The sequence below is a fragment of the bacterium genome, from assembly GCA_035295165.1.
GTDB lineage: Bacteria > Sysuimicrobiota > Sysuimicrobiia > Sysuimicrobiales > Segetimicrobiaceae > JAJPIA01.
On record DATGJN010000006.1, the window covers coordinates 20,192 to 43,611 of the forward strand.

The window sequence follows — 23,420 nt, forward strand, 5'->3', positions numbered from 1 at the left end:
ACACGCGGCCCCCTGTCGCGGCGCCGTCACGCAGTGTACGCGTCGTACACGGCCCGACCCACTTGGCCGATCGCCATCCGCCCCTTCAGATCGTCGCTGAGGTCACGGGTGAACACGGTCACGACGCATGTACTCTTCGGCGCGTAGAGGATCGCCGCGTCGTTGCTGACCCGGGAGACGGAACCAGTCTTGTGGGCGATCTCGACGCTTGCGGGAAGCAAGAGCGGGAGCCGGTCCCGAACCTGCTGGCGACGCATGATGTCGAGCATTCCCCGACACACGGTCTCAGACAGCGGCCCGTTCCCGCCCCCGCCGCCGTTCAGCGTCGGCGCGACCACCGCCTCCAACAGGCGGCCCATCTCGCGCGGCGTCGTCATGTTCGTGCCGGGGTCGCGGTAGACCCGGCAGTCTGGGTCGATTTCGCGGCGCCGGAGCCGGTCCAGCGCGGTCCGCCGCGTCTCAGGGGTGTCCGGCGCCCCGTCCATCCCGACCAGGTTGTAGAGCAACTGCCGGCAGCTCATCGCCACGGCCGTTCGCTCCAAGCCGCACGCGCGCAGCCTGGCGTTCACGGCGTCTTTCGTCACGAGCCCGAGGAGGATATCGGTCGCGGTGTTGTCGCTGACGATGATCATCAGCGTCGCGAGGTCGCGAAGCGTGAGCGACGTGCCCGCCGACAACTCCTTGAGCACGCCGGAGCCGGGCGACTTCAGGTCGTCGGCCAGGGTGATGCGGTCGTCGAGCGAACGCCGGCCGGCGTCGACCTGCGAGAGCAGCTCCGCGAGAATCGGGATCTTGAACACGCTCGCCATCTGGAACGGCTGGTCCGCGTTGATCGCGATCGTCTCGCCGGTCGCGAACGCGTGGACGTAGACGCCCATCGTCCCGTCGAGACGAGACACGATCCCCCGCAGTCGTCGTCGAAGCTGGTCGGCCATCGAAATCCCTCCCAGGGGGGCGTGAGGGCCTGAACCCGCGGTCGTCGTCCGGCCGGGGCGGACCCTTCGCTCTCGTTCCTTCTGGAGGCTCTCCGTCGAGACCTACCGCGCGAGACATGTCCGTTCACACCGCCCACAAAGGAGAGGACGGTTATAGAACGAAGTCATGCGTAACCCCCGCCCGTCGGACCGCGAGGCCGGCTCCGGGAGAGCGGGGACGCGGGGACGCCGCTGCCGTCGAGCACGGCGGGCGGCTCCAGGAAGCGGTGAGATTCCATGGCGCAGTGGACGGTATTTCCGAACAGCGTTCCGCCCGCGAAGACCACCGCCCTGGCCGAACAGATCGAACACGACGGCGGACATGTGCTCGCGGTCTACCGCGAGCCGCTCGGGGAGCACTGGCAGATCTTCTGTCTGCTTCCGATGGAGAAGGTCGAGCCGACGCCCTATCAGCGGGACCTCTCGCCCACCCACGTGAAGCGCCTCACCGGGGTGGTGAAAAAGCTCGACCGATTCGTCGACCCCGTCGTGATCATGTCGCCGGAGCCCGGGCGGTACTGGACGCCGAACGGGAACCACAGGCGCGAGGTCATGCGAAAGCTCAAAGCCGAGATGATCGCGGCGATCGTCGTGCCTGAGCCCGAGGTCGCCTTTCAGATCCTCGCGCTGAACACCGAGAAAGCGCACAACCTCAAGGAAAAGTCGCTCGAGGTCATCCGCATGTACCGGGGTCTTGCCGCCGCCGAGCCCGCCCGGGGCGAGGAGGACTACGTCTTCCAGTTCGAGGCGCCGCACTTCATTACGCTCGGGCTGCTGTACGAGACCAACAAGCGGTTCGCCGGGGGGGCGTTCGCACCGATCCTCCGGCGCGTGGACAAGTTCCTCGCCGGGACCTTCCGTAAGACGCTGCCCGAGCGAGAGGAGCGCGCCGCGTTGGTGCGCGAGGCCGACGAGACGCTCGGCGGCGTCGTCGAGAAGATCAAGCGACGTGGCATCCGCCATCCATACGTCAAGAACTACGTGCTGGCCCGGACGACGCCGCTCACGCGGCAGCGCAAGACGCTGCCCAGCTTTGACCAGACGTTCAAGAAGCTCCGCGCGAATCTCGAGGCGTTCGATATCGGGAAAGTGCGGTACGAGGACATCCAGCGCTCGGCGATCATGGCGGCGCCGGCCGCGGAGTAACCGCGCCCGCGATCATCCCGTGCCTTCCTCCACGCGCGCGACCGGCGGACTCGCCCGGTCCCTGCGGCCGGGGGCGCCTGCGGAACGCCGCAGGAAGACTGCATCGACGACGACGAGGCCCGCCGCGACCGCCAGGATCAGGAGCGTGGAGAGCGCCGCCATCGTCGGATCCTGAAACGTTTCCATATAGAGGAACATCTGCACCGGCAGGGTGGTCACGCCGGGCCGCACGAGAAACAGCGTGGTCTCCAGTTGGTCGAACGAGATGATGAACGCGAACGCCCCAGCGGCGAGCAGCGGGAGCCGGACCTGCGGGAACACGACGCGCCAGGCCACCTGGGGGATCCGCGCCCCCAGGTCCATCGCCGCCTCCTCGAGCGCGGGATCGAGATCCAGGAACGCCGCGCCCATCACGATCACGACAAAGGGCAGGGCGACGACGAGGTGCGTCAGCACGATGCTGGTGACCGTCCCGTTCAACCCGAGCCTGAGAAAAAAGATGAACATGGCGAGGCCGAACACGATCTGGGGAATCACGATCGGCGCCGTGAGGAACGCCCGCCATCCGTCGGTCCACCGGAGCCGGTGCCGCGTCAGCACCAGGGCCGCCGGGGCTCCGATCAACAGCGCGAGCGCGGCCGTGACCGCCGCGATCTCGAGGCTGACGCGGATCGCGCTTCCGAACTGCGCGAGATGGAAGAGATGCACGTACCACTGGACGGTCAGCGACGGCGGCGGGAACAGATTGTAGGCGGTGGAGTTCAGGGAGTTGATCACGACGATCACGAGCGGCGCGAGCACGTACGCGACGGCCGCCCCGAGGTAGACTCGCAGCGCCACGCGCACCCAGTCGATGCGGCGGGCGTTACCGAGGCTGGAGACCACGGGCGCGCCCGCTCCGTCGCGTGATCTGTAGCAAGGCGAGGGTGGCGAGCACGGTCATCAGCATGAGCACGATCGAGGCCACGGTCGCGATCGGCCAGTTCACGTTGATCGTCGTCTGGTAGATGAGCGTAGAGAGCACCAGCACGCGGCCGCCGCCGAGGAGCTGCGGGGTGACATACGCGCTCAGCGCCAGCGGAAACACGAGCTGCGCGCCGGCCGCGAGTCCGTGCAGCGTGAGCGGCCAGGTGACGGCGCGGAACACCTGCCACCGCGGCGCCCCGAGATCGGCCGCGGCCTCCTTGAGCGACACATCCACGCGGTCGAGCGCCGCGAGCAGCGGGAACACCATAAACGGCAGCAGGACATGCACTGTCGCGATCACCACGCCGGTGAGGTTGTTGATGAGCGCGATCGGCTGATGGGTGAGCCCGGCCCGCTGCAACAGGTAGTTCGCCGCGCCCTGGCGGCCGAGCAAGACCAGCCACCCGTACGCCCGCACGACCACGCTGACGACGAGCGGCGACATCACCGCGAACGACGCCCACCGCCTGGCCCGCGGGCTCCGCACGCTCCAGATCGCGTACGCGAGCGGATATCCAACCGCCATGCACACGAGCGTGACCACCGCGGCGAGTTTCAGCGTCGTCCAGACGTTGAGCCAGTAGTAGGCCTCGCCGGCAAACGCGCGGTACGCGTCGAAGCTGAACCCGCGAATCAGCCGGCCCTCGTGCAGCGTGTCGAAACTGAACCGGAGAAAATGCAGCAGCGGATAGACGAACAGCACGGCGACGACGAGCACCGACGGCGCCAGCGGGAGCCACCGCACCCAGCGACGCCGGCGTTGTGGGGCCGGTGGCGTCACGTCCAGGCCGGCACGCTCGCCGGCATCGCCCAGCGTCGGGCTAGTGGACCTTGGCTTTGATCATGGTGTCCCACAGCTGGTTCCACCCGTCGGTGTTCTTGGCCAGGCTCATCCAGTCCAGGTTGATGACCTTCTTGAGCGCGCCGGGCGGGTACGCGGCGGCGACGTTCGCGGGCAGCGGCAGCCGCCTGTTCGTCGGCACGTACAGCGTCGCCGCGGAGTACTTCGTCAGGGTGTCCGGCGCGATCAGCTCGTTGATGAGGTCGTCGAGCACGGCAAGCTGCGCGGGCGTCTCACCGCGAGTCACTTCGATGAACAGCGGCCACGCGACGGCACCTTCCTTGGGGATCGCGGTGCCGATCGGCGCGCCCTGCTTGGCCCACAAGGTGGCGATCTGAAGGTCGAAAAACGCGAGCGTGCCGTCGCCGCCGACGAGCGCGTTCTCCAACTCTTGGTTGGAATGAATGAACGTCGCGATCTGGTCGGTGTGCTGCGACCACATCTGGAACCCCGGCATGATGTTCGTGCCGGACCCGCCGTTGAAGAGGGCCGCCAGCATCACGGGCTCGAGCACGTAGTCCCACAACACAACCTTGTGCTGGAACGCCGGATTCCCCCACATGTCCGCGTACGACGTCGGCGGCCGCTTCACCAGTTGTTTGTTGTAGATCAGGCCGAACGGGCCGTAAGCGAACTCCACACCCGTGTCTTGCGGTTGGCGGAACTGCGCGTCGATCGTCTTGAGGTTGGGGATCTTGGACGCGTCGAGCGGCTGCCACATGTCGTTGACGAGGCCCTTGGTGGTCGTGTCCGCGTTGTAGTACCCGATGTCGATGAACGGCTTGTCGGGCGCCGTCTTGAACGCGGCGAGTTGCTGCGGGAACGTCTTCGCGTTGCTGGACTCCACGAAATCCACTTTGACGTTCGGATGCGCCTGCATGTACGCGCGGACCACGGCCTCGGGCACGTCCATGTGCCCGGCCGCCGCGAACACGAACATCGTCAGGTGCACCGGCGCGTCGGCCGCCGCGGCGCCTCGGTCGCTCCACGCCGCCAGACTCGCCGCCACCAACAACGCGCACGCCGCCACGGACGCCCGCACCAGCGCACGCACATGCCGTCCCATCATCATCCCCCTCGCCTCAGCACTGTGGTGGCATCGGCTTCGGGGGCCGCGGAACGATCTCCTCCGGTTGACACGTCCACATCGCGCAGGATCGTGCCTCGGCGGAGCGCACTCGCGCCGACCGGTCGAGTTGTGCCAAACTGGAGCGCGCGCCGCATCCTACATCTTCGACATACGGGTCAGCTGGACACCGATGATGTGCGCGGCCGCTTTGGCTTGCGCCATGGTCCCCATGGTGATCGCATCGCCGGCCATGTGCGCGAGCCACCACCTCCCCGCCCGAAGTTGTCCTCACGCCCTCCCTATCTGCCGAGGTCCGTAAAGATTTGATAACGGTCGCCACCCCCCAACCCGGGCACGCCGGCCGCACCTCCGGGAATGAACGGCATGCACGCGGCGGTTCGATCGTGTAGAGAGGCATGGCTGACCCGAAATGGGGGGTTCGGCGTGTTCAAGCGGCCGTTGACGTGGAAGCGGTTGAAGGATCGCGGTATGTGCGCGACGTGACCGACATCCTTGCTGCTCGGGGTAGCAGCGTTGATCGTCTACAACACAGGCTACGTGATCTGGCAAGCGCCGCGACTCGTCTGCGCCGTCTGGCGCCGCGGCGGTGACATCGACGCGTAAGGCACGAGGATGAAACCGGGCCGGGCTGGTAGAATGCACCGTGCGTGACCGAACACGACGAACGTGACCGCCGGCCTCGCGCGGGCGCGGCTCATGCTCCCGGCGACGCGGACATCGAACTGTACGACGTGCACAAGGCGTTCGGCGCCGTGGCCGCGGTGCGCGGGATCTCGCTCGCCGTGCGCCGGGGTGAGTTCTTCTCGCTGCTCGGGCCGAGCGGCTGCGGCAAGAGCACGACCCTGCGTATCTTAGCCGGCTTCGAGGAGCCGGATCAGGGACGGGTCATCATCGCCGGCCGTGACATGGTCGGGGTCCCCGCGTTCCGACGGCCGACGAACCTGGTGTTTCAGCGCTTGGCGCTGTTCCCGCACATGTCCGTGTTCGAGAACGTGGCGTTCGGCCTCCGGATGAAAGGCACCCCCCGCGCCGAGATCGCGCGCCGGGTGCGCGATGCACTGATGCTGGTGCAACTCGATCCGATGACCGACCGGAAGCCACACCAACTGAGCGGCGGGCAGCAGCAGCGCGTCGCGCTGGTCCGCGCCCTGGTGAACGACCCCCGCGTCCTCCTGCTCGACGAACCGCTAGGCGCCTTGGACCTCAAGCTGCGGGTGCAGATGCAGCAGGAGCTGAAACGGATTCAGGTGCACGTAGGCACCACGTTCGTCTACGTCACCCACGACCAATCCGAGGCCCTGACGATGTCCGACCGGATCGCGATCATGCACGAGGGTCGGGTGCTACAGGTGGACTCCCCGCGCGATCTCTACAACCATCCGAGGACCCAGTTCGTCGCCCTGTTCGTCGGGGACACCAACCTCTTGCACGGACGCGTGCGCGACACCGCCCGTGGCGGCGTCACCGTGGATGTCGGGCCGATCTTGGTGCACGCGCAGCCGACCGAAGAGATCGCTGCGGGCGCGGTGCACCTGTCGGTCCGGCACGAGCGCGTGCGCATCGCTCCGTCCCTGCCGCCGGACCTCCCGAACCGATTCCCCGGCCGGGTGCGCGAGGTGGTCTTCAGCGGCGCCTCGGTGCGGTACACGGTTGCGGTCAGCGGCGGCGCGCTGGACCTGTTCGCACTGCAGGCGTACGATGGCGGACCGGTCCCGTTCGGCGCGGGGGACGACGTGGTCGTCGGGTGGGAGGTCGAGGCGGCGACGCTGCTCCGCGCCTAGCGGCGGAACCTCCCGAACGGGTCCGGACGGGATCGCTGGCGACGGCAGGTCCGCAGATAGGCGGCGACCTCGCCCTGCAGATCGCCGAGGGCCTGGTGCGGATCGAATGTGGGCGGCGTCTCCGCCTGCTCGCGCACCTGAACGAGCCCGTTCCAGATCACCGCGTCCGCAGGGTTTATCGGCTGGCCGTGCAGGTACTGCAACTGGTCGATGCCGACGCGCGCGATGGGGTTCCGGTTCAGGCACGCAGCCATCCCATGTCACGCCTCCTGTCCTGTGTCTTCGATGACACGTTCCCACACCGGACGATTGCTGCCCGGCCAATCGGGGCGATCCACCGTGGCTCCGTCCGCGCCGCACGCGATGACGCGCCGCGCGATGAGCCCGTCGGAGATCCCCCACGCGCGCACCCGCACTCCGTATCGATGCGCCAGGCGCACGTCCGCCCTCGTCAACGTCGAGGCCCGGGGGCAGATCTGCACGCCGTCGATGGCGCGGACCGCCGCCACCGCATCCGGCGTGATCCGCTCGACGAGCCAGCCCACCGCCACCCACGACGCGCGGCGGCGCACCGTCTCAAGCACGGGATACTGAAACGAGGTGAACACGACCCCGGCCCACAGGCCGGCACGCTGCACCTCGTCCAACGCAGGGTCCACGGCGTGCGGCACCTTCAACTCCAACTCGAGCGACGTGCGGCCCATGTACCGCCGGAGGAACGACCGGAGGTCGGGGATCCGGAGGCCGCCAAACCGGGGGTGGAACCAACGGCCGGCGTCGAGCCCCTGCAGGTCCCGAAAGTTCAGGGACGCGACCTCGCCGCGTCCGTCCGTGTTGCGGTCCACCGTCGGATCGTGGCACAGCACCACGACGCCGTCGCGGGTCAGGCGCAGGTCGGTCTCGATTCCATCCGCATCCATTTCGATCGCGAGGTCGAACGCGGCGTCGGTATTCTCCGGCGCGTAGCCCGAAGCTCCGCGATGCGCGAGCGTCTTCACCAGGTGCGACCCTCCTCGGGGCCCGCGTCAGCCCTTGAGGCCGAACGCGGTCAACCCCTGCACAAATTGGCGCGCGGCCACGAGGAACAACACCACGATCGGCGCGACGATGAGCACCGACGCCGCCATCAGCTCGGACCAGCGGGTGCCGAGATCCGCATCCATGTGGTAGCGAAGCGCCACCTGCACCGCTCGCATCTCGTTGCGATCGGTCACGATCAACGGCCACAGGTAGCTGTTCCAGCTGGCGACGAACGTCCGCAGCCCGAGCGAACCCACCGCGGCGGTCGACGTCACGACCGGCGTGAAGAACGCCGCCCGGAACCGCGCGCCCCCGGGGCGCGCGCGGTTCAGCAACACGGCGATCGTAAGGCCCAGGAGCGCCGACGCCGGCACCGTGCCGGCCGTGAACGCGAGCGTCTTGGCCAGCGCACGGCGCATATCTGCGGCCGCGAACAGCCCGATAGTGGTCGGAGCCGATGAACACGGGCGCAGGGCGGATGATGCCACACGCGTGGAGGCTCAGGTCGCAGCGGTAGACGATCGGTGCCACAACGAACACGCCGGCGATCGCGACCGCGGGAGCCACGTACGGGTACGGTGCCAGTCGCTCGACGCGCACGCGCAACGATGCGGGCGCGCGTGTCCCCGCGCCGGTCTCGGGCCCCGCCCGCGACACGCTCGCCACCGTTTCGGACATCAACGCTGAACGTCCATCAGGGGATCTAGGGGCAGGGTAGCAGAGGCAAATTAACGCGCGCGGAACGTCTGGTTAAGAGACATCACAACTTCTGGGGCGGCGGATGTCTGCGTCCACTCGTCGGGAGCGGCGCTCTACCGGGTCGCACCAGGACTTGCGCGCGACGACCCGTAAAATTCAGGGGGGACACCCGCAATCGGAGGATCATTCATGCCGGAGTTCGCGAAGGTGACGATCGAGGTCGGTGGCGGCGTTGGCACCATCGTGGCCGAGCCGAAGCAGTTCAAGACCGGGTCGCGCGGTTTCTACGGCCAGGGCAAGGTGCAGGCGACTGACGGGCGCCGGTTCCAGGTCAGCATCAACATCGTCGAGATCGGGAGCAAAGGCAAGGCGGAATCGTAGCGACGCGCCGGTGTGGGGCGAAGGGAGCGAAGCGACGTGCGGGTCGAGATGCTGCAACGCAGGTTGTCGGAACGCGGCGAGGCCGCCGCGCTGATCTCCTCTCCGGAGAACCTCCGGTACTTCACGGGATTCTACACCTGGAACGCCCTCGTGCCGTTTGCGCTCGGTCTCATCCCGGCCCGCGGAAGCGCGGTCCTGCTTGTCCCCCGCGCGGACGAAGCGCTCGCCCGTGCCGTCGCACGATGCGCACTGGAGCCCTACGATCCCGGGACGGGCGGGTTCCGGACCACCGCGGAGCTGTGCCGGACCGTGCTCGATCGCGGCGGCGGCGCGGACGGAGCGGTGGCGATCGAATCCGGCACCGTGCCGCTCGACCGAGCCCGCGTGCTTGAGGAGGTGCTCGCGCCGCGCCGGCTCACGGACGCGACGGCGACCCTCTCCGCCATTCGCCTGGTCAAAGACCCGGAGGAGCAGCAGACACTCCGTCACGCCGCCGCGCTGGTTGCAGCGGCCATGCGGCAGACGGTCGCGCACCTCCACCCTGGGATCTCGGAGATCGAGATTAAGGCGGCGATCGATCTCGCCGTCCACACCGACGGCGCGCGCCGGTGGCCCGACGCAATCGTGCAGTCGCAGACGAACGTCGTCTCGGGCGGAAAACTCAACCGGCTGCACGACGCGGCCACCGGCCAGACGGTCGGACCCGGCGAGATGCTGTTCGTCCTGGGCGATGCGTCCGTCAACGGATACCGGGCGAACGTCGCGCGAACGCTCTTTGTGCCAGGCCGGGCGCCCTCCGACGACGCCCGCCGCGCGCTGGACGCGGCCGCGGCGGCGCAGCGGGCCGCGATTTCTCGGTTGATTCCCGGTGCGCTCCTTCGGGAAGCGGTCCAGGCCGCGGACGACGCGGTGGCCGCGTGCGGGTTGGCCGGCCGGAGAACCTACCCCCTCATCCGAGGGTTGGGACTCGGAATCGCCGAGCGGCCCCGCGCCGCAGACGCCGCAGACCTGGACCTGCGGCTCGCGCCCGGCATGTGCATGTGCGTGCAGCTCTACGTCCGGCAGCCGGCCTATATCGTCGGCAGGTCGGACAGTGTGCTCGTCACGGACGATGGGCCCGATGTGATCAGCGAGCCTCGGGGCGAGGGTGGGTGAGACCGTGACCGGCGACGTCCTCGTGATCGGAGGCGGCGTGCTCGGCCAGGCTGCCGCGTATCATCTCGTGCGTGAGGGGGCGCGCGTCACGCTGATCGACCGGGCGGACATCGGCCAGGCCACCGCGGCGGGCGCTGGCATCCTCTCGGCCGGAACGACCGCGCGCTACGCGGGCCCTTTCCACGACCTGTCCGTCAAGGCGTTCAACTACTACCCGACATTGATGGAGCACCTGGCGTCCGATGACGGCGGGGAGACGGGCTACGCGCGGTGCGCTCTGCTCGTCGTGGCGAGCGCGGCCGCCGAGCGCCAGGAGTTCGACAAGGCGCGGGCCGCCATCTTCACCACACAGGCGAGCAGCGGCTGGCCGTCATCAGAAGATCTCCACGAGATCGCGCCGGACGAAGCCCGCCAGCTGTTCCCCCCGCTCGGCGAGGTGCACGGCGCCATTCTGCATCGGACGGCAGGACGCGTGGACGGGCGGCTCCTGGCCCAGGCCCTGCGGCGGGCCGGCGAGCGTCGGGGCCTGCGCGTCCGACACGGCAGCGTCACCCGGTTGCTCATCGAGCGCCAGCGACTCGCCGGCGCGATCGTCGACGGGGAGACGCTGGCCGCCTCGAGCGTCGTGATCGCCGGAGGCGCGTGGTCCCCGGCGTTCGCTGCGCAGCTCGGCATTGAGCTGCCCGTCGCGCCCCAACGTGGACAGATCATCCATCTGCGCCTACGCGGCCGGCCCACGCACGACTGGCCCATCATCAGCGGATTTCGCGGCCATTACATCGTGGCGTGGCCGGCAGGCCGGATCGTCGTCGGCGCCACCCGCGAGACGGGCGCAGGGTTCGAGCCGACGCTCACCGCGGGCGGCGTACGCGAGGTCCTCTCCGAGGCGCTCCGCGTCGCACCGGGGCTCGCCCCGGCGGAGATCGTGGAGATGCGCGTCGGACTCCGGCCGCTGGCGGCCGACGGCATGCCCGTGCTGGGGCCGGTGCCCTCCGTTCAGGGCGTCTACCTGACCACCGGTCACGGCCCGAGCGGGTTGCAACTCGGGCCGTTCAGCGGCAAGCTCGTCGCCGACGCGGTGTTGGGGCGCGCGCCGGAGGTGGATCTCGGACCGTTCGGGGTGTCCCGCTTCCGGGCGTAGCTGCGCGGCCGCGGCGCGCGACAGCGCGTAGGCTCCCTAGCGCCCCGACGAACGCGGCCTCTCGGCGTTCGCAGTCACGCCATCGCGATCGCCCCACGCGATCACCGACAGGGATCCCCCGATCGTCGACTCCGCAAAGTGCAGCACCGCGGCTCTCGACCTGAACGGCAATCGCTTCGCGACCGCCAACTTCGCGATCCCGTGCACGAGCGACCAGGCCGCAAGCGCCCGTTGCAGCGTATCTCCCGGAGGCAGCGGCCCATCCCGTTGGCACGCCTCGATGAACCGCACCAGCGTGCCGAAGGCTTCGTTGGCGGCCTCCGTGCACTCCGGATAGTCCGCCTTGGAAACCGGTGTGTCGAACATGACGGTAAAGTGCTCGGGCCGTCGCAGGGCGAACGCCACATAGGCCAGCCCGGAACGTCGCAGGCGATCCAGCGCCGTGGGCTGTGACGCGGCCGCGTCCAGCATCGCCTGCGTCAGTTCCCGAAATCCCTCCGCCGCCACGGCCGCAACAAGCTCTTCCTTGTCGCGGAAATGCCGGTACGGCGCGTTGTGGGACACGCCCGCGCGCCGAGCCACTTCGCGCAACGTGAAACCGCGCGGCCCGACCTCGGCGACGATGTCGGTCGCCGCTCTGAGGAGGGCCTGTCGCAGGTCTCCGTGGTGGTACGGTCGTCGGCTTCGCATGTTCTCCATCTCTCTTATAGCACAAAATGTTGACAAGAGCAACATCGTGGGGTATGATGTATGTGGGCAGTGTCCACATTCACCGGTTCGGCGGAACGGGGTGAGCGCCATGACGCATGTCGGCGATTCCTACAAACAGCACCCTGTTGACGACGCCTACGACGTCATCGTCATCGGGTCCGGGATGGGCGGCCTAACCGCCGCCGCCCTGCTCGCCAAACACGCGGACAAGAAGGTGCTCGTGCTGGAGCGCCACTACGTCGCCGGCGGGTTCACCCAGGTGTTTCGCCGGCCGGGGTACGAGTGGGATGTCGGCGTGCACTACGTCGGCCAGGTCACCGACCCTCGGTCCGCGGTCCGGGCCGCGTTCGATCACGTCACCGAGGGGCGTCTGCGCTGGCACCCGATGCCGGACGTCTACGACCGCATCCAGATCGGCGACCGCCGCTATGACTTCCCGAGCGGCCTGGAGCGCTTCCGCGACCGCATGAAGGGGTACTTTCCGACCGAGGCCGCGGCGATCGACCGCTACATCGAGGCCGTATGCGCCGCGGCCCAGGCCAGCGGCCCGTACTTTGCCGAGAAGGCGCTGCCGGGGCCGATCGCCAGCCTGATCGGCGCGCCGATGCGCTCGCGGTTCCTGCGCTACGCGGACCAGACCACGGCCGAGGTGCTGGGCCGCCTCACCCGAAACCCCGAGCTCATCGCCGTGCTGGCAGGTCAATGGGGCGACTACGGGCTTCCGCCCGGCCAGAGCAGCTTCGGGATGCACGCGATCGTTGCCCACCACTACTTCGAAGGCGCGGCGTATCCAATCGGCGGCGCATCCGCGATCGCCGCGGCGATCGCCCCCGTCATCGAGCGCGCCGGCGGCCGCATCGCGGTCGGCGCCGAGGTGCACGAAATTCTGGTACACCGGAACGGCGCGGCCGGCGTCCGGATGGCCGACGGCCGTGAACTGCGCAGCGCGATCGTGATCAGCGACGCCGGCGCCTACAACACCTACGCCAGGCTGTTGCCCGCGGACGCGAGCGCCGGCCTCAACGCGCTCGAGGACCTCAACCGTCTCTCCCCCTCGGGGGCCCACGTCTGTCTGTACGTGGGCCTAAGACGCGACGAGGGCGAGCCGGAGTTCGACGCGACCAACCTGTGGATCTACCGCGACCGCGACCACGACGCCGCGTTCGCGCGGTTCTCGGCCGACCCGAACGGGGCGTGGCCGTCGCTGTTCATCTCATTTCCCTCGGCCAAAGATCCGACGTTCGCCCGGCGCTATCCGGGACGCTCCACGATCGAGGTCGTGACGGGAGCGCCCTATGGCTGGTTTGAGCGCTGGGCCGACACTCGATGGAAGCGGCGCGGGGCGGACTACGACGAGGTCAAGCAGACACTGGCGGCGCGGCTCCTCGGCGAACTCGAGCGCCACGTGCCGGCGACGCGGGGGCGGATCGACTACAGCGAACTGTCCACGCCGCTCTCGACCCGGCATTTTGTCAACCATCAGCGCGGAGAGATTTACGGCCCCGCCGCGGTGCCGGCCCGGTTTCGCGCCCGCGTCCTCGGCGCGCGCACACCCATCCGGAACCTCTATCTTACGGGGCAGGACGCGTGCTCGTCCGGCGTGACCGGCGCGCTGTTCGGCGGGATCATCGCGGCGTCGGCAGTCGTCGGCCGAAACCTGGTGTCCGTCGCGTCGCGACCGGCGGCCTGAACCGCGCGCCACGCCGGCGCGCGGGGGCGACCCGGAGTCCCGCCGCGCAGATCTCGCGCCGCCCGCCGGCCGGTTACCGATCCGGGTCGGGTCGCGCCTCGCGCGTGATCACGATGCTGCCGCCCGCGTGCACGCGGGCGGTCTGCCCGGGGTACACCACCGTGGTCGTGTCCGGCTGGTCCAGGATCGCCGGGCCGGCCACGACGCCCCCGACCGGCAACGCGAAACGATCATAAACCGGCGCCTCGGCATAGCCGCGTTCGGCGAAGTACATCCTGCGCGTGCCCGACGGTGGGGTGGACACGCGCGCGGCCTCCACCGCGGCGACCGCCGGCGCCGGAAGCGTGTACACGTGTACCCCCCGCACGCCGACGAACTCGACTTCGCTTTGCTCGCTGTGGTGTCCGTAGTAGCGGTCGTGGACCTCGTGAAAGCGCCGCCGCAGCTCCGCGAGCGCGTCGTCCGTCACCGGACCATCCAGGAGGGACACGCTCAACTCGTACGACTGGCCGACGTACCGCATCTCCGCGTACCGCTGAATCGAGACGCCGCCGGGCGGCACGCCTTCGACGCGCATCGCCGCCCCGCAGTGCTCATCCATGTCCGCGAACAGTGCCGCCAGCTCCGCGGCGGACGCCCGGGCAAACGGTTTCGGGTACGGACGGGCCTGCTCGTGACGAATGTCGGCCATCAGCAGACCGTACGCCGAGGCGACGCCGGGCCGCGAGGGCACGACGACCGCCTTGGCGCCGAGCAGGTCCGCCAGCCGCCCCGCGTGGATCGGCCCCGCCCCGCCCATCGCGACGAGCGCGATGCCGCGCAGATCGTACCCGCGCCGCACCGACACCAGCCGGACCGCCTCGGCCATCTGGGTGTTGACGATGTCGTGGATGCCCGACGCCGCCTGAGGGACGTCCATGCCGAGCGGTCCTGCGATCCGCCGAGCGATCGCCTCGTGCGCGCGGTCGGGGTAGAGCTCGAACCCGCCGCCGGCATAGGTGTCGGGATTGAGGTACCCGAGTACGAGGCTCGCGTCGGTCACCGTCGGCTCGGTGCCCCCTTTCCCATAGCACGCAGGTCCCGGCACCGCGCCTGCGCTCTCGGGTCCTACCTTGAGCCCGCCGGCCGCGTCGAGAAACGCGATGCTCCCGCCGCCCGCCCCGATCGTGTGCACGTCCACCATCGGCACGCGGAGCGGGTACTTGTCGATGCGTCCCTCCGAACTGGTCTCGATGCGGCCGTCCCGCACCATCGCCACGTCGAAACTCGTCCCGCCCATGTCGAGCGTCACGAGGTCGCCGAATCCCGCGGCCCGGCCCGCCGCTGCGCCGGCGACCACGCCGGCCGCGGGACCGGAGAGCATCGTCCCAACCGGGCGCGCGACCGCGAGCCGCGCCGCGGAAATTCCGCCGTGGGACTGCATGATCTGAAAGGGACAGTGGAAGCCGTGCCGGCCGAGCTGCTCCCCGAGGTCGGTCAGGTACGACGCGACCGCGGGGCGCAGGTAGGCGTCGAACGCGGTCACGACCAGCCGCTCGTACTCCCGGAACTTCGGGTCGACCGCCGAGGATAGCGAGACGGGCAGATCCGGGAAGTGCTCCCGGAGGAGCGCGGCCGTGCGTTGCTCGTGGCCGGGGTGGAGAAACGAGAACAGGTAGCACACCGCGATCGACTCGACGCCGTGCCCGTCCCGCAGCCGCCGCACCGCCTCGAGCACCGCGCCCTCGTCGAGGGGTTCGACGACGTTCCCGCGCGCGTCCACGCGCTCGGGGATCCCCACGATGCGGCGCCGCGCGGCCAGGAACAGCGGTTCCTCGGGATCCGCGTTGAGATTGTACATTTCTGTGCGTTTCATCCGGCCGATCGCGAGGACGTCTTCGAACCCGCGCGTCGTCAGGATCCCGAGCGTTGCCCCCTTGTGCTCGAGCACCGCGTTCGTGCCGATCGTCGTCCCGTGCACCACCCGCTCGACGTCGGCGGGCGCGCACCCCGCCTCAGCGACGATGCTGCGCAGGCCCTCCAAGAACGCGCCCGCCGGCCGCTTCGGCTGCGACGGGACCTTCAACGCAAACAACGCCTGCCGCTCGCGATCGACGGCGACGACGTCGGTAAAGGTGCCGCCGACGTCAATCCCGACGATCAGACGAGCCGTCCGGTCAGTCACCACGATCCCTCCACCCCGCCCGCGCGCTCGCGGGCATGTTGTACCGGCGTTGAGGTCATGCCTCGGAACGTCCGGCGCTTCTGGACTCGGCCCGCAGGGCATCGGTCGCCTCGCGGTCGACGCGCGTACCGGTCGCGTCCAGGGCGACGCCGTAGTCCCGACGCGCCGCCTCAACCGACACACGTCCATCCAGCACATCCTCGAGGACCCGGTCGGGGTCGCGGGCCAGCGGATCCCCGAACCCGCCGCCGCCCGTCGTGTAGAACCGCAGCACGTCTCCCTCGTCGAGGTGGGTCAGGATCTTGGACGGCAGGTCCTCCGTGCGGCCGTCGCGGCGGACGACCTCCGTCCGGCACACCGGCGCCGGGTACCCGCCCCGCAGCCCCCACGGCTGGAAATTGTGCCGGTCCCGTCGGTGCGAAAGCGTGACCGGCCCGCCGACCCACCGGCACACCGCGACGTATCCGAGCCCGCCGCGGTATGTGCCCGGCCCTCCGGAGTCCGTCCACAATTGCAGCCGCTCGAACTGGAGCGGCGACTCCATCTCGCATGCCTCGAGCGGATAGCTCGTGCAGTTGTTGATGTCGGTCTCCACCACGTCGATGCCGTCCTTCCCCGGGCGTGCGCCCCCGCCCCCGGAGAACGGCACCCCGATGAACCCGACGAACAGCGTGTTCGTGTCCTTGCGGCGGCCGCCGACGAGCATCAGCGAGATCTGGCCGTGCGAGGCCGCGGGGATCTGATCGGGCAGCGCCTGCGCGAGCGCGCCGAACAACACGTCGACGATGCGCTTGATCGTGTAGGACCGCAGCCCGACCGGCGCCGGCGGGAGCGGGTTGACGAGCGTCCCCTCGGGAGCCTCGATCTCGACGCACCGGTAGCACCCTTGGTTGTTGGGCACGTGGGAGCCGGCCAGCGCGCGCACCACGTAGTAGACGGCCGACATCGTCGAGGCGGGCACCGAGTTGATCGGGCCCTTCGCCTGCGCATCGGTGCCGGTGAAGTCCACGTGGAACCGGGATCCGCGAATCGAGACCGTGGCGCGAATGCGCAGCGGCCGGTCGCGCTCCACCCCGTCGTGGTCGAGGAAATCTTCGAAGACGTAGTCGCCGTCGGGGATCGCATCGATCGCGATGCGCGTGAGGCGTTCCGCGTAGTCTTGAAGCTCGTCGAACGCGCGCAGGAGCGTGGAGGCAGGGTACTCCTCGAACAGCGCCTCGAGACGCCGCCTCCCGATGTTCCCGGCTGCGAGTTGGGCGCGGAGGTCCCCGAGCAGCGTATCCGGCACGCGGGTGTTGAGCCGGAGGATCTCCCAGACGTCCCGGTTGGGCTGCCCCTCCACGTAGAGGCGCACCGGCGGGATCCGGAGGCCCTCCGCGAAGATCTCCGTGACGTTCGGCGGGGTGCTGCCAGGGGCGAACCCGCCGACGTCCTGATGGTGCGCCATCGTCACGCTTAACGCGACCACCCGGCCGTCCCAAAACACGGGCGCCACCACGGTGATGTCGGGCAGGTGCGTGCCGCCGTCGTACGGGTCGTTGAACGCGTAAACGTCGCCCGGGCGCATCTCCCCCGCCGGGAACGCTCGCAAGATGCGCCGGACGGCCGGAATCATCATGCCCAGATGGCCGGGAAGGGCCGCGGCTTGCGCGAGCGTGTTCCCGTCGCGGTCGAACAGCGCCGAGGAGGCGTCCATCGCCTCCTTCACGATGCTCGAGAACGCGCTTCGACAGAGGCTCGTCTCCATCTCGTCCGCGATCGACTGGAGGCGCTGGTTCACGACCTCGAGCGTCACCGGGTCGACCGCCCGGTCTCCGGCGCGCACCGGGTCCACGCGCGTTGCATCCATCCTCTGTCCCTCCTTGGTCCGCCGGCCGTGCCCATCGGTGGCTCGATCGCGGCGCCGCCTGTTCCCGCCCAGACCCGCGGCGCGGGCCGACGTGCTTACAGCGTCAACTTCGTGTCCAGCGCGTCGCGGAGCCCATCCGCGAACAGGTTGAACCCCAGCACCGTGCACGCGATCGCCAAGCCCGCGAAGGTGGCGATGTGCGGGGCTTCGAGCAGATAGTCGCGGCCCGTGCTGATCATCAGCCCCCACGAGGAGGTCGGCGGTTGCACGCCGAGCCCCAGAAACGACAGCGCCGCCTCCAGCAGGATCGCGCTCGCCATGTACAGCGCCGCGTAGACGATCAGGACGGAGACGCAGTTCGGCAGAACGTGCCGGAGGATGATCCGCATCGTGCGCGCGCCGATCGCGCGCGACGCTTCGACGTACTCCTGACCGGCAACCGTGAGCACCAGGCCCCGGATCACGCGCGCGAACCCGGGCGTCGCCCACAGCCCGACGGCGAGAATGGTGCTGCGCAGGTTGGCGCCGAGCACGCTGACCACGAGAATCGCCAGCAGCAGATAGGGAAACGCGAGAAGGACATCGAGCGCCCGCATCGTCAGCTCGTCCGCGATGCCGCCTCGGTAGGCCGCGAGGGTACCGAGCAGGGTCCCGAGGACCAGCCCGATGAGCACGGACGCGAACCCGACCACGAGCTCGACGCGGCTGCCGAAGATCAGCCGGCTCAGGACGTCCCGTCCGAACTCGTCGGTCCCGAGCCAGTGGCGCGCGGTCGGTCCCATGAGTTTGTCCGCGAGGACCTGGTGCGCGGGGTCGTACGGCGAGAGGTACGGCGCGCACACTGCGACCGCCACCAGGACACCGATGATCGCGCCGCCGCCGAGCGCGAGGTGGTTCCGACGGAATCGCCGCCACATCGCCGCCGCCGGAGAGCGGTACGACGCCGCGCCGCGGGTGCGTCCGACCACGGGAAGGGTCGCCATCGGTCCGCTCACGCGGCCAGGCGGCGCCGACACGGGGACGCCCAGCGCGTCGGCGCGCTCATCGGTACGCGATGCGGGGATCGAGGTACGCGTACGTGACGTCCACCGCCAGGTTCGTGACGACGAACGTCGCGGCGAGCACCAACACCCCGCCCTCCAGCAGAATGTAGTCACGCGATGAGATCGCCTGCACCAGGAGCCGCCCGACGCCCGGCCACGAAAACACCGTCTCCGTGAGGATCGCGCCGCCGAGCACCTGCCCGAACTGGAGCCCCAGCACCGTCACCACGGGGATCAATGCGTTCCTGAGCGCGTGGTGGAACAAGACCGCGGCCCCGCGGGCGCCTTTCGCGTAGGCGGTGCGAACGTAGTCCTCGTGAAGGACGCCCAGCATCGCCGACCGGGTCACGCGCGCGATCGTGGCCACGCTCGGGATCGCCAGCGTGACCGCGGGAAGAACGAGATGCGTCCACGCCCCCCGGCCGCCGCTCGGCAGCCACCGCAACCACAGGCTGAAGATGAGAATGAACACGATCCCGGTCCAGAATACGGGCATCGACAGGCCCAGCAGCGACAACACGCGGCTGGCGCCGTCGAACAACGACCGGTGCCAGTGCGCCGAGAGAATCCCGATCAATCCCCCGAACACGACGGTGAGCAGGAGCGCGGCGGCCCCCAACTCGAGCGTCGCGGCCCAGGCCTGCGCGATCTCCTCCGACACCGGCCGGTCGTCCACGATCGACCGGCCGAGGTTGCCGTGCGCGAGGCGCTCCAGATACTCCACGTAGCGGACCAGCAGCGGCCGGTCGAGCTCGAGTTGGGCCCGCAGCCGCGTGACCATATCCTGCGTCGCGCCCTGGCCGAGCATCATCGCCGCGGGGTCGCCGGGAATGACGTCCATCGTCCCCATGATCAGGAAGACGACGCCAAACAGGATCGGCACCGCCGCCAGCAGCCGCCGCACGAGAAACCGCGTCACGCCGCCGACCTCCCTCGCCGAACGGCGCGCCCCGGTGGTGCCTCCACGTGACCCCGCCCGCTACTTTTGGATCCAGACGGGCGCGACCCTGAGATCGTACTCGACGGGATGGGGCACGAACCCTTTGACGTTCGACCGCATCACCGCGATGTTGTCCATGTTGTAGAACGGCACAAATGGGATGTCGCGCGCCAACATGCCCTGCGCCTGCGCGTACAGCTGCTTCCGCTCCGTCGGATTGAGGTTCACCCGCGCCGCGTTCGCCACTTTGTCAAACGCGGGGTTGATGTAGCGGAACGTGTTCCACCCCGCTGGCGGGATCTGGTCGGACCGGAACACCGTCACCACCGTGAAATCCGCGTCTCCGGTCAGGTTGCCCCATGCGGAGAACAGGACGTGGACGTTCAACGTCGGGGTTCTGAGCGCGTTGATCACGACCGGATACTCCGGAAGCTGCAGGTCCACCCGGATGCCGATCTCGCGCATCTGGGCCTGGAACGCCTGCGCGATCTCGGCGTCCTTCGGGTACCGCCCGCGGGAGCTGATCATCGACAGCGCCAGCGGAGCGCCGTTTCGCTCCATCATGCCGCCGGCGCCCTGCGTGTACCCCGCGGACGTCAGCATCGCCCGCGCCGCCTTCGGATCGTACGGATACCGCGTGTCAAGGTGCATGGGGGCGTAGCCGAAGACCGTCGGCGCCATGACGCTGTCGGCGAGCGTGCCGGCGGACTGCACCAGGTTCGCCTGAATCGATTTCCGGTCGGTTCCCATGAACATCGCGCGTCGCACCCGCACGTCGTCCATCGGCGGCTGGGTCAGCGTGAGCGAGAGGAACACCGTCCGGGTCCCGGTCACGCCGGCAACCGTAAAGTTGGGATCGTGGCGCAGCGCGGGGAGCTGGTCCACCAGCGGGTTGAGCACCATGTCGGCCTCCCCGGTGCGCAGGGCGATCATGCGCGCCGAGTCGTCGGGGATCACCTTGAATACGATCCGGTCCAGCGACGGTTTGTCCCCCCAGTAGTCGTCGTTGCGCGACAGGGTGATGTGGTCTCGGGGCTGCCACTCCTCGAACTTGAACGGGCCGGTGCCGACGGGGTGGCGTCCGAAGTCGTCCCCGTACTTGCGCACCGCGGCGGGGCTGACCATCCCGCCGTGCACCATGCTCATGTTCAGCAGCAGCGGCGAAAACGGCTCCGTCGCGACCACGTCGACCGTGTAGTCGTCAACGACCTGCAACGCCTTGACCGGCCCGGCGAAGCTGGCCCAGATCCCCGGAGCCTTGGGGTTGAAGGTGCGGTCGAAGTTGAACTTGATCGCCGCCGCGTCGCAGGCGGTCCCGTCGTGAAACTTCACGCCCTTCCGGAGAGAGAACCGGATCGACGTCGGCGAGAGCACGCGCCAGCTGGAGGCGAGGCCGGGCCCCACCGTCATGTTCGTCCCGAGGGTGACCAGGGGCTCGTAGATCAACCCGTACACCCACGACGCCGGCGCGCTGCTATCCTTGAAGAGGTCGAGCGACGTCGCATCCACCGGGCGCGCGATCGTGAGCGTGCCGCCCCGGGTCGGCGCGGCCGAGGCAAGCTCCGGGAGCGCAACCGAGCCGAGCGCTGCGCCTGCCAACGAGGCCATCGATCGGTGAACGAGCTGACGTCGAGTCATCCGGGTGCCTGACATCTGAACCCCCCTTATCATGGTGGGTCGCTGCGCCGAGCGCCTGCGCCGGAGCCTCTTGCCCCTGGCACGCACACGTTATCGGCGCGACCGCGGTGTCACGGGATTGTAAACGTGTGCATACGATGCGTCGCAGCGGAGTTCCTGGTGCATCATGGTCCGTCGACGGACGCCTCCGCCCGGTTGCCGAGCAGCGCCTGCGCCTCCCGGAAACACGCGAGCGGCGCCGTGGCGATGCCCGCGCCGATCTGTCCGATTCCGGGTCTGCGGCCCGCGACCCCGGTGTTGAGAATCGGCGCGATCCCGGTCGCCACCACTCGCGCCACGTCGATGCCGCACGGGGTACCGCGAAAATCGAGCCCCGGCACGGTGAACAGCGGGTGCTCCACCTCCGTGATCGCGTACATCCGCGACGCGTGGGCGATCATCTCGGACGCCTTCCCGCCGATGAACCCGGCGATCGCGGGCGCGGCCGCCATCGCGAACGCGCCGATGCCAACGACCTCGGACACGTACGAATCGCCCATCAACGGTACGCCGTCCGCCTCAGTAAACCCCTCGAACCATCGCCCGACAGGCGGATCCGGCGGCGCCGTCACCCATGCGCGCCCAAGGCCGGCCACCCGCAGCCCGAACCGGACCCCGTTTCCGGCCATCGCGGTGACGAACCCGCTCCCCGGGATCGACGGCACGGCGTCCGTCAGCGCCTTGCTGTGGGCGATGGACAGGTTGAGGAAGAAGTGATCGTTCCCCCCGATGAACTCGAAACAGTCGGCGGCGACGCCGCCGGCGACCGCTCGCGCGAGGTGCGGTGCGACCACCTTGAGGAAGAGCGCCGTCGCCGCCTTGTTCCGGTTGTGGCACTCGTCGCCGCGGTGCAACGCCTCGACGATCAGCTGGCGAAGGTCGATCGGTCCGCTCCGCCGAAGCGCGCCGCGCAGCGCGGGGGCCAGCACATCGCGAATCCACGCGAGCCTGGTCAAGACGTCGACGTCGTTCGCCCCGAACCGGAGCACCCGACCGAGCCCCTCGTTGATGGTGGCGAACGCCAGGTTGCCGTACGTCTCGTTGCGCACCACGAACACGGGCATCGTGGAGACGACGATGCCGGCCATCGGCCCCACCACGCCGTGGTCGTGGGCGGACGCGAAGCGTACGCCGCCCCCCGCCGCTAGACGCCCCGCGTCCTCGATCGTCCGGCACAGGCCCGCATGCACGAGCGCGCCCTGCACCGCGGCGCGCATCGGCGGGACCATTTCGTCCCATGCCAGCGGCGGGCCGGCGTGCAGCACGAGGTCGGCGCGCATCCCCGGCACCACCTCGATCGCCGGACGCACATCCACGAGAAACGGGTGTCCGGCCAGCAGGCGCTCTACGGCCTCTCGGTTCGGCTGCCGAGGGGCGGCGGCCGCCCCGCCGGCCGCTACGCCATCTGCGCGGCCGCTCACGGCATCAACGCTCCGCCGTTGATGAACAGGGTTTGCCCCGTCATGTACTCCGTCGCGGAGGATGCGAGCAGCACGACGACCTTGGCGATGTCGTCGGGCTGACCGACCCGCCCCAGGGGGATGTGGGCGCCCACCTGCACCAGTTCGTCGCGGGTGCGCCGCGGGGCAATGAGCGGGGTGTCCACGATCCCGGGCGCGACGCCGTTGACGTTGATCCGATGAGGCGCGAGCTCCAGCGCGAGGGTCTTGGTCAGGGCGATCACGCCGGCCTTCGACGCCGCGTAGTGCCCCACTTCGACCGATGGGGTGTGCCCCAGGCCGGAGGCGATGTTCACGATCTTTCCAAAGCGGCGCGCGACCATGCCCGGCGCAACGGCCTTGCAGCACAGGAACGTTCCCTTCAGGTTGACGTCCATCATCCGGTCCCACTCGCGCTCGTCGAGCTCGAGCAGCGGTTTCCAGGTCAGCACGCCGGCCCCGTTGACCAGCGCGTCGATCCGCCCAAACGCGTCGAGGACCTTCGCGGTCATGCGCGCGACATCGTCCGCGCGACCCACGTCACAGGTGACCGAGATCGTCCGCCCGCCCTCCGCCGGCACGCCCGCGGGCGCGGCGCGATCCACCAGCGCCACGCGGCTCCCCTCCGCCAGGAACCGGCGCGCGATCTGGCCGCCGATTCCGCCCGTCGCCCCCGTCACCACCACCACGCGATCGCGCAATCCGAGATCCAT

Annotated in this window: 21 protein-coding genes; 6 read left to right on the top strand and 15 right to left on the bottom strand. The window is 69.3% G+C overall.

Translation table 11 applies throughout. The features are described from left to right. Positions 1 to 26 precede the first annotated feature (26 nt). On the bottom strand, positions 27 to 935 hold the full coding sequence (locus VKZ50_00940) for a serine hydrolase (protein HLJ58280.1): 909 nt from the start codon (positions 933 to 935) through the stop codon (positions 27 to 29). Positions 936 to 1,211: 276 nt separating this feature from the next. On the opposite strand from VKZ50_00940, the gene VKZ50_00945 reads away from it, so the two are divergent. Further along, positions 1,212 to 2,120: a chromosome partitioning protein ParB gene (locus tag VKZ50_00945; GenBank protein HLJ58281.1), complete on the top strand. Its 909-nt coding sequence runs from the start codon at positions 1,212 to 1,214 to the stop codon at positions 2,118 to 2,120. 12 nt (positions 2,121 to 2,132) lie between these two features. Here the strand turns inward: VKZ50_00945 and VKZ50_00950 are convergent, their stop codons facing one another. From VKZ50_00950 to VKZ50_00960, 3 genes are all read right to left on the bottom strand, one after another. After that, on the bottom strand, positions 2,133 to 3,005 hold the full coding sequence (locus VKZ50_00950; GenBank protein ID HLJ58282.1) for an ABC transporter permease: 873 nt from the start codon (positions 3,003 to 3,005) through the stop codon (positions 2,133 to 2,135). Next, on the bottom strand, positions 2,986 to 3,831 hold the full coding sequence (locus VKZ50_00955) for an ABC transporter permease (protein HLJ58283.1): 846 nt from the start codon (positions 3,829 to 3,831) through the stop codon (positions 2,986 to 2,988). The genes VKZ50_00950 and VKZ50_00955 overlap by 20 nt, the downstream gene beginning before the upstream one ends. 76 nt (positions 3,832 to 3,907) lie before the next feature. Continuing rightward, a complete protein-coding gene (locus VKZ50_00960; GenBank protein HLJ58284.1) occupies positions 3,908 to 4,999 on the bottom strand; it encodes an extracellular solute-binding protein in 1,092 nt (363 codons plus the stop codon). Positions 5,000 to 5,664: 665 nt separating this feature from the next. Between VKZ50_00960 and VKZ50_00965 the strand changes: the two genes are divergently transcribed. After that, the gene (locus VKZ50_00965; GenBank protein ID HLJ58285.1) at positions 5,665 to 6,798 is read left to right on the top strand and encodes an ABC transporter ATP-binding protein; all 1,134 of its coding nucleotides are present in this window, start codon (positions 5,665 to 5,667) and stop codon (positions 6,796 to 6,798) included. Here VKZ50_00965 and VKZ50_00970 read toward each other — a convergent pair. The 3 genes from VKZ50_00970 to VKZ50_00980 are packed head-to-tail and all read right to left on the bottom strand — an operon-like array spanning position 6,795 to position 8,237. After that, positions 6,795 to 7,052 (bottom strand): hypothetical protein, encoded by a 258-nt coding sequence (locus tag VKZ50_00970; protein HLJ58286.1) that lies wholly within the window; start codon positions 7,050 to 7,052, stop codon positions 6,795 to 6,797. The two genes, VKZ50_00965 and VKZ50_00970, sit on opposite strands and share 4 nt — an antisense overlap. 6 nt (positions 7,053 to 7,058) lie before the next feature. Next, entirely contained in the window at positions 7,059 to 7,796 is a 738-nt protein-coding gene (locus VKZ50_00975; GenBank protein HLJ58287.1) for a glycerophosphodiester phosphodiesterase family protein, read from the bottom strand. 27 nt (positions 7,797 to 7,823) lie between these two features. Continuing rightward, the gene (locus tag VKZ50_00980) at positions 7,824 to 8,237 is read right to left on the bottom strand and encodes a hypothetical protein (protein ID HLJ58288.1); all 414 of its coding nucleotides are present in this window, start codon (positions 8,235 to 8,237) and stop codon (positions 7,824 to 7,826) included. Positions 8,238 to 8,706: 469 nt separating this feature from the next. Between VKZ50_00980 and VKZ50_00985 the strand changes: the two genes are divergently transcribed. Genes VKZ50_00985 through VKZ50_00995 form a run of 3 tightly spaced genes read left to right on the top strand, consistent with a single transcriptional unit; the run spans position 8,707 to position 11,194 of the window. Further along, positions 8,707 to 8,898 (top strand): hypothetical protein, encoded by a 192-nt coding sequence (locus VKZ50_00985; protein HLJ58289.1) that lies wholly within the window; start codon positions 8,707 to 8,709, stop codon positions 8,896 to 8,898. Between the two features lie 36 nt (positions 8,899 to 8,934). Next, positions 8,935 to 10,053: a M24 family metallopeptidase gene (locus VKZ50_00990; protein HLJ58290.1), complete on the top strand. Its 1,119-nt coding sequence runs from the start codon at positions 8,935 to 8,937 to the stop codon at positions 10,051 to 10,053. Between the two features lie 4 nt (positions 10,054 to 10,057). Continuing rightward, positions 10,058 to 11,194 (top strand): FAD-dependent oxidoreductase, encoded by a 1,137-nt coding sequence (locus VKZ50_00995; protein ID HLJ58291.1) that lies wholly within the window; start codon positions 10,058 to 10,060, stop codon positions 11,192 to 11,194. Between the two features lie 36 nt (positions 11,195 to 11,230). Here the strand turns inward: VKZ50_00995 and VKZ50_01000 are convergent, their stop codons facing one another. Then, the gene (locus tag VKZ50_01000; protein ID HLJ58292.1) at positions 11,231 to 11,884 is read right to left on the bottom strand and encodes a TetR/AcrR family transcriptional regulator; all 654 of its coding nucleotides are present in this window, start codon (positions 11,882 to 11,884) and stop codon (positions 11,231 to 11,233) included. A 109-nt stretch (positions 11,885 to 11,993) separates the two neighbouring features. Here VKZ50_01000 and VKZ50_01005 point away from each other — a divergent pair, with 109 nt between their 5' ends. Beyond that, complete coding sequence (locus VKZ50_01005; protein HLJ58293.1) at positions 11,994 to 13,595, top strand: NAD(P)/FAD-dependent oxidoreductase; 1,602 nt, start codon at positions 11,994 to 11,996, stop codon at positions 13,593 to 13,595. A gap of 73 nt (positions 13,596 to 13,668) precedes the next feature. On the opposite strand, the gene VKZ50_01010 is transcribed toward VKZ50_01005, so the two are convergent. From VKZ50_01010 to VKZ50_01040, 7 genes are all read right to left on the bottom strand, one after another. Further along, positions 13,669 to 15,759 carry a hydantoinase/oxoprolinase family protein gene (locus VKZ50_01010; GenBank protein HLJ58294.1) on the bottom strand — a complete coding sequence of 697 codons (2,091 nt, stop codon included), beginning with the start codon at positions 15,757 to 15,759 and terminating at the stop codon, positions 13,669 to 13,671. 55 nt (positions 15,760 to 15,814) lie between these two features. Continuing rightward, positions 15,815 to 17,608 (bottom strand): hydantoinase B/oxoprolinase family protein, encoded by a 1,794-nt coding sequence (locus VKZ50_01015; protein HLJ58295.1) that lies wholly within the window; start codon positions 17,606 to 17,608, stop codon positions 15,815 to 15,817. Between the two features lie 95 nt (positions 17,609 to 17,703). After that, on the bottom strand, positions 17,704 to 18,591 hold the full coding sequence (locus VKZ50_01020) for an ABC transporter permease (protein HLJ58296.1): 888 nt from the start codon (positions 18,589 to 18,591) through the stop codon (positions 17,704 to 17,706). Between the two features lie 58 nt (positions 18,592 to 18,649). Next, positions 18,650 to 19,570: an ABC transporter permease gene (locus VKZ50_01025; protein ID HLJ58297.1), complete on the bottom strand. Its 921-nt coding sequence runs from the start codon at positions 19,568 to 19,570 to the stop codon at positions 18,650 to 18,652. A gap of 60 nt (positions 19,571 to 19,630) precedes the next feature. Next, positions 19,631 to 21,244 carry an ABC transporter substrate-binding protein gene (locus VKZ50_01030; protein ID HLJ58298.1) on the bottom strand — a complete coding sequence of 538 codons (1,614 nt, stop codon included), beginning with the start codon at positions 21,242 to 21,244 and terminating at the stop codon, positions 19,631 to 19,633. Positions 21,245 to 21,393: 149 nt separating this feature from the next. Beyond that, positions 21,394 to 22,689: a DUF1116 domain-containing protein gene (locus tag VKZ50_01035; protein ID HLJ58299.1), complete on the bottom strand. Its 1,296-nt coding sequence runs from the start codon at positions 22,687 to 22,689 to the stop codon at positions 21,394 to 21,396. Further along, on the bottom strand, positions 22,686 to 23,420 hold the full coding sequence (locus VKZ50_01040) for a 3-oxoacyl-ACP reductase family protein (protein HLJ58300.1): 735 nt from the start codon (positions 23,418 to 23,420) through the stop codon (positions 22,686 to 22,688). Before VKZ50_01040 ends, VKZ50_01035 begins: the two co-directional genes overlap by 4 nt.

Coding starts and splice junctions, on each gene's coding strand:
- VKZ50_00985 (HLJ58289.1), top strand. CDS start 8,707: ATGCCGGAGTTCGCGAAGGTGACGATCGAGGTCGGTGGCGGCGTTGGC.
- VKZ50_01000 (HLJ58292.1), bottom strand. CDS start 11,884: ATGCGAAGCCGACGACCGTACCACCACGGAGACCTGCGACAGGCCCTC.
- VKZ50_01020 (HLJ58296.1), bottom strand. CDS start 18,591: ATGGCGACCCTTCCCGTGGTCGGACGCACCCGCGGCGCGGCGTCGTAC.
- VKZ50_01015 (HLJ58295.1), bottom strand. CDS start 17,608: ATGGATGCAACGCGCGTGGACCCGGTGCGCGCCGGAGACCGGGCGGTC.
- VKZ50_01030 (HLJ58298.1), bottom strand. CDS start 21,244: ATGTCAGGCACCCGGATGACTCGACGTCAGCTCGTTCACCGATCGATG.
- VKZ50_01005 (HLJ58293.1), top strand. CDS start 11,994: ATGACGCATGTCGGCGATTCCTACAAACAGCACCCTGTTGACGACGCC.
- VKZ50_00945 (HLJ58281.1), top strand. CDS start 1,212: ATGGCGCAGTGGACGGTATTTCCGAACAGCGTTCCGCCCGCGAAGACC.
- VKZ50_00940 (HLJ58280.1), bottom strand. CDS start 935: ATGGCCGACCAGCTTCGACGACGACTGCGGGGGATCGTGTCTCGTCTC.
- VKZ50_00980 (HLJ58288.1), bottom strand. CDS start 8,237: ATGCGCCGTGCGCTGGCCAAGACGCTCGCGTTCACGGCCGGCACGGTG.
- VKZ50_00960 (HLJ58284.1), bottom strand. CDS start 4,999: ATGATGATGGGACGGCATGTGCGTGCGCTGGTGCGGGCGTCCGTGGCG.
- VKZ50_00970 (HLJ58286.1), bottom strand. CDS start 7,052: ATGGCTGCGTGCCTGAACCGGAACCCCATCGCGCGCGTCGGCATCGAC.
- VKZ50_01040 (HLJ58300.1), bottom strand. CDS start 23,420: ATGGATCTCGGATTGCGCGATCGCGTGGTGGTGGTGACGGGGGCGACG.